The organism is Hydrogenobaculum acidophilum (assembly GCF_054656715.1).
In genome coordinates this window covers 1-5,044 of sequence record NZ_BAAHXP010000033.1, presented here as the reverse complement: position 1 = coordinate 5,044, position 5,044 = coordinate 1, and the positions used below count along the sequence as shown (strand labels likewise).

The following is a 5,044-nucleotide window of genomic DNA, read 5'->3' as shown; positions in this document are numbered from 1 at the left end:
GGGTTCTCACTCATTGAGGGTTAACTATGCTATAGAGCGTTTTCACGAGCTTATAAATCAAGGCTTTTCAGAAGATATGGCTGATAAAGTCTTAACAAGAGAGTTAGGACATGAAAGATTAAGTATGTCAAGGTATTATAGGAGGGCTTAATGAAGATAACTAAGAGCTTCAAACTCAGTGATGAAGCTGTTATGTACTTGCAGCAAATGGCAAAAAACAAAGATATGTCAGAAAGTGCTATGTTAGAGTTAATGATTTTAGAGTGTAGCAAAACTTTGGATTATATACGCGAGCTTCAAGGTGAGATTGAAAAGAAGGATAATGAAATTAGAGCTTTAAAAGATAAGCTAATGAGCTATGACGCTAGGCTTAAAGAATATGATGGCAAGTGGAAGAGTTTAGAAGCTTCTACTAAAAGAGTTTTGGATAAATTTGAAGAGACTACAAATGGGCTTGGTGATGCTTTAGAAAGTGTTGTTAAAATGACAAGCAAACAAACGGCTAAAAAGTGTTTTGTTTATTCTTTAATAGTGTTAGCTATTGTTGTTATTCTTGTTATTGCCTTGGTGGTTGTTTTGCGTTGGTTGTGATAAACAAACCAAGCAATATTTAATTCAAAATTTACGATTAAAAAATCCATGCTATAGTATTTAAATACAATAAGGAGGTTTGACATGAAAAGAAAATTGCTTTTTATAATATCAGCTGTGTGAGAAATGAAGTAGGCGGCGTGCGGAATTTATGCTAACGGTTTGTGGGTATGCTAAGTTTTGCTTAAGCCAAATTTGGGTTAACACCATAAGTGCGAACCACATAATCTGCTTGTTAGGCGACTCCATAAGGAATAAGCCACAATAGTGGCGAAGTGTTTCGATTGGTGACTCCATCTCAGATCCAACCTTTTGTATATTTGGAGTAGTTGTATTCATCTATCAGTTTTAACAAAGTTTTATTTTGGTAATTAGATATTTGAACATAGCTCTTAACATGCATCGCTAATTCTTTCATTAATTTCATGAATTGAACATATTTTTCAGCAGGATTGTTATTGTAATAACATCCATATGCTCTTGCGATTTTATTATCCCAAAGTGGAAAGAAGTTAGGGGCTAGAAGGTGTAAAGCTTTAGCAACTGCTACAGGGCTTTTGCTGCTACGCTTATTGCCATCAGCAATTTCTAAAGCTTTCAAAAATTCATCAAACACAAGTTTTATTTTTTCTTCATCCGATTGAGATAAAGAAGTTATGTCACGTTGTCTAAATTCTCCAAGCCTTTGTAGATTTTTCTCTATACACTTCTCAAGTTCCTTAAAATCAAAATATCCATATTTGTAAAATGCTTGATTCCATGTTAATAACAATACACATACACCATCTGCAATATATGAAGGTATGGACCAATACTGAGAGACAAGAAAAGTTGCTACTTTATACATTATATCTCGCTTCTCACGTTCTTCAAATTTTTTAATTCCTTCAATGAATTCTTCCTTCATGGGAATACTCATGTTTCTACTCCACCTGCCAAAAGTGAAATCTCGCCTAATGTTTAGCTGGTATCTGAAGTCGCTGAAGACGATTTGGGTGAAGGTTGAAAGCCAGAACCAGATCCCTCTTGTTCTATGATTGAGCAACAGCGAAATGAGGAGCGAAGCGACGAAGCGCTCCTCACTATGCTCCAAGTATGTATGTTATATATCATAGTTTTTTCTTATCTCCATCCATCTTTCAATATGAAATTCTTTTATATCTGCGGTTTTCTTAAACTCATCTATTAAATTACCTGTGTAGCGATGCAAAAAGTCTATCAGATCGGGGACAAATCTTAAGTAGTATTTTAATGATGGAAATATGCCATTTGGTATTATTTCAACACCGTAATTCAATTTGATTAAACGTACCAATTTTAAAATTTCTTCATTTGAATCTTTAAAATTTGGTTCTGAAGTTGTGAGGATATAATATTTCTTTATAGTTGTGTCTTTCACCTTTTTTAAGACATCTTCAACCATCATTTTATCAATGGGAATATTATGTTTTATTTCAACTATTTCAAAGGGAGTTCCATCTTGGTTATATATTTCTATGTCTCCAAATCCTATGTATCTATCAGATGTAGTATGTGTTTTTAAAGGCTCTAATTTCTTACATTCATATAATTTAATATTTTCCATAAAAATTTGATATATGGCATATATTGCAATTACAGGCAGTCGCGAAGACATTCTCATGGAAAAATGCTCTCTTAGCATATTGACTACAATATCTATTGTCAGCAGACCACTATGCTCTCTCTCAGCTGACAGTTGCGATATAAGGCTCATCTCTTGTTCATACTTATCTAACAAAATGAACAACAAACATTGTAGGTAATTACTGGGATTCGCCGAATTCTTTTCTATATCATTCAGTATTGATAAAAAGGCATTTTTAACATCTCTATCCCTAATTTTACCCGGAAAATCCATAGTAAATGGTGATGGTTGTTCAATAGACCTTGTTAACCACCCGCTCTCTTTAGGTGCAAATCTGGGGAAATGTTCTTTCAACCAAGGTGTCACAACATTAGTGTCTAAGCTACGCCCAGAATATCCACCCTCAAACTCTTCACGATGTAATCTTATATCCTGTTCAGGTGACACTATTTTTTTGAGGAGTGAAGTTATTGTAACAGCTACTACTGATTTTTGATTTTCTATGTTATTAACAAGAATATTTAACCGTCCTTGTTGTTCTGTTGATAGAGCATTGAATATACTCATATCTTTGTTCTTATAACGCGTTTTTACTTGCTCAAATATCTCATCTAAAGTTCTTTTATATATGTTCCATTCACTCATATGAACCACTCAAATGTGTGTTCTTGTTTTATTTTAGCTATTCTTTTTTGGGCATATTCGCAATATTTTGGATTTATTTCAATTCCAATAAAACGCCTTCCCATTTTTTTAGCAACTACTCCAGTTGTTCCTGACCCCATGAAAGGGTCTAATACAATATCACCTTCTCTGGTCAATAATTTAAGAAACTCCTGGATAACATATTCGGGATACACCGCTGGGTGAATATTTCCCTTTATAGTTTCTACAGGAGATTCAATCACATCTTTTTTAATTGACTTACCATGAATTCTTATGATAGTGAAACCATCTCGTTCTATGTGAATCTTTCTTCCACCTTCTTGCCCACCATAGGGCATTGCGTGAATCCCTTTGATTTTCATTCTAAAACTTTCAATCTTCCCATCTTTTACGTCTTGTATAACTTTTGTCAGTTCTGTTTTAGCCAATTTTTTCTGTTCTTCAGTTAAATCTGATTGTTCAATTAATTCAAGATATTTTTTACCAATGTTATCTCCATTTCTCTTCTTTTTAGATTTTTTTAAAAAGTCAATATGCTTCAAAAAAGCATCTTTATTGAAGTAATACTTATCTGATTTTACAAATATAAAAAACGGTTCTGTCGATGGTACAAGTTTTTTCATGTCTTGTTTAGGCACCGGGTTTAGTTTAACCCATGTCACTTCATTTATTAGTTTTATATTTGTCCTCTTGGTGGCCTCAATAGCGAATCTGTATGGGATTAATAGAAGGTTGCCATTTTCATATTTATCTCCAATATTGAAAACAATACTTCCAGTATTTTTTACTACACGTACACATTCTTTGAAAATGATCATTAAGTTGTCAATATATTCTTCTACTGTTTTTTCGTTTCCTATACCAACTCCCCCATAATCTCTCTGTTTATAATATGGTGGGCTAGTTATTACCAGATCCACGCTATCGGAAGGTATTTGTCTTAATATCTCAGTTGCGTCTCCACAAATTACCCTATCTATATATTCATCCAATTTTTTCATTATTATACCCTCAATATTATAACTTATTCCCAACCAAGTTTTAAGGAAAAGCATTTGATAATCCGGAATTTCTCACTAGGCGTATGAAAAGAAAATTACTTTTTATAATATCAGCTTTCATAGTAGTGGGTGTTTCTTATGGGATAAGCACTAATGCAGCAAAAGAATTAGTAAAGCACGATTGCTTTGATAAAAACAATCTTAAACAATGTAATTATGCCTGTGAGTTTGGTAGTGGTTTGTCATGCTTTCATCTTGGTTGGTTATATGAATATGGCCAAGGCGTTCCACAAAACTATCTAAAAGCAGATACATTATCTGAAAAAGCTTGTGAAATGGATAGTGGTACTGCTTGTAGTAATCTTGAATCTTTACATAAAAATAGAGCTATTGACGATATTATAAATACTGCTCAAATAGGTCAAAGTATTATTCAAATAGGTAAAATTTTGCCTAAGGTGCTTCAAGATGAATAGGACTTGAAAGTAAGAATATATATATGTTTGTTTGTGGTAATAAGATGTAACACTTTCCAATTTACACAAGGTTTTTTGAGGTTCCATATGAAGAATGCTAAACAACTTTTCTATAGGCCAATAGATGAAAGATGTGAGTATTTTCTGTTAAAAGTTTAGAGCTTAACTATTTATAACATACTAAAAGTTGTAAAGCTATGCTATAATAACTTTAACATTTATTGGTTGGTGTTAAAGCCAACGGCGTACTTCAACAGCTGAATATGAGGGTAGCGTTACTTTAAAGTGATATGATATATATCACCTTTGGGAAATTTTTGTGTTTACGAAAAATCAATGTTTTCCCCAGCTCTGTTATATATCATAAACGCTAGCTAATCATTGATAGAGAAAGCTTTACAGCTATCTGTTACATATCACCTTTCGTAGTAAATTTTTTACAAATAATACAACTTATATCATAGTGTAAGTATCCATTAAAGCTTATAATTTGATTATTGAAAGTGGGTTGACGGGTTGGTAATCTGCCTTATGGGATTGAAACTGATGTGTGTCAGGTTTTACATAAAAAGTGCCTGCCGTTGGTAATCTGCCTTATGGGATTGAAACTTCTTCTAAATACACATTAAAAATCACTTCGTATGCGTTGGTAATCTGCCTTATGGGATTGAAACTACGCTAGGTCAACACGGGATAAGTCCGGA

General features: G+C 33.2%; 5 protein-coding genes. 2 read left to right on the top strand and 3 right to left on the bottom strand.

Annotated elements, in window-relative coordinates; genetic code table 11:
* Positions 1-150 precede the first annotated feature (150 nt).
* Positions 151-591, top strand: coding sequence for a hypothetical protein (locus tag ACYQZV_RS08945; protein WP_459895266.1), 441 nt, complete (start codon positions 151-153; stop codon positions 589-591).
* Between the two features lie 298 nt (positions 592-889).
* Here the strand turns inward: ACYQZV_RS08945 and ACYQZV_RS08940 are convergent, their stop codons facing one another.
* From ACYQZV_RS08940 to ACYQZV_RS08930, 3 genes are all read right to left on the bottom strand, one after another.
* Complete coding sequence (locus ACYQZV_RS08940; RefSeq protein ID WP_459895264.1) at positions 890-1,498, bottom strand: hypothetical protein; 609 nt, start codon at positions 1,496-1,498, stop codon at positions 890-892.
* A gap of 195 nt (positions 1,499-1,693) precedes the next feature.
* Positions 1,694-2,842, bottom strand: a complete 1,149-nt coding sequence (locus tag ACYQZV_RS08935) for a hypothetical protein (RefSeq protein ID WP_459895261.1) — start codon at positions 2,840-2,842, stop codon at positions 1,694-1,696.
* Positions 2,839-3,864: a DNA-methyltransferase gene (locus ACYQZV_RS08930; RefSeq protein ID WP_459895258.1), complete on the bottom strand. Its 1,026-nt coding sequence runs from the start codon at positions 3,862-3,864 to the stop codon at positions 2,839-2,841. Before ACYQZV_RS08930 ends, ACYQZV_RS08935 begins: the two co-directional genes overlap by 4 nt.
* An 83-nt stretch (positions 3,865-3,947) precedes the next feature.
* Between ACYQZV_RS08930 and ACYQZV_RS08925 the strand changes: the two genes are divergently transcribed.
* Positions 3,948-4,340: a tetratricopeptide repeat protein gene (locus ACYQZV_RS08925; protein ID WP_459895256.1), complete on the top strand. Its 393-nt coding sequence runs from the start codon at positions 3,948-3,950 to the stop codon at positions 4,338-4,340.
* Positions 4,341-5,044 lie beyond the last annotated feature (704 nt).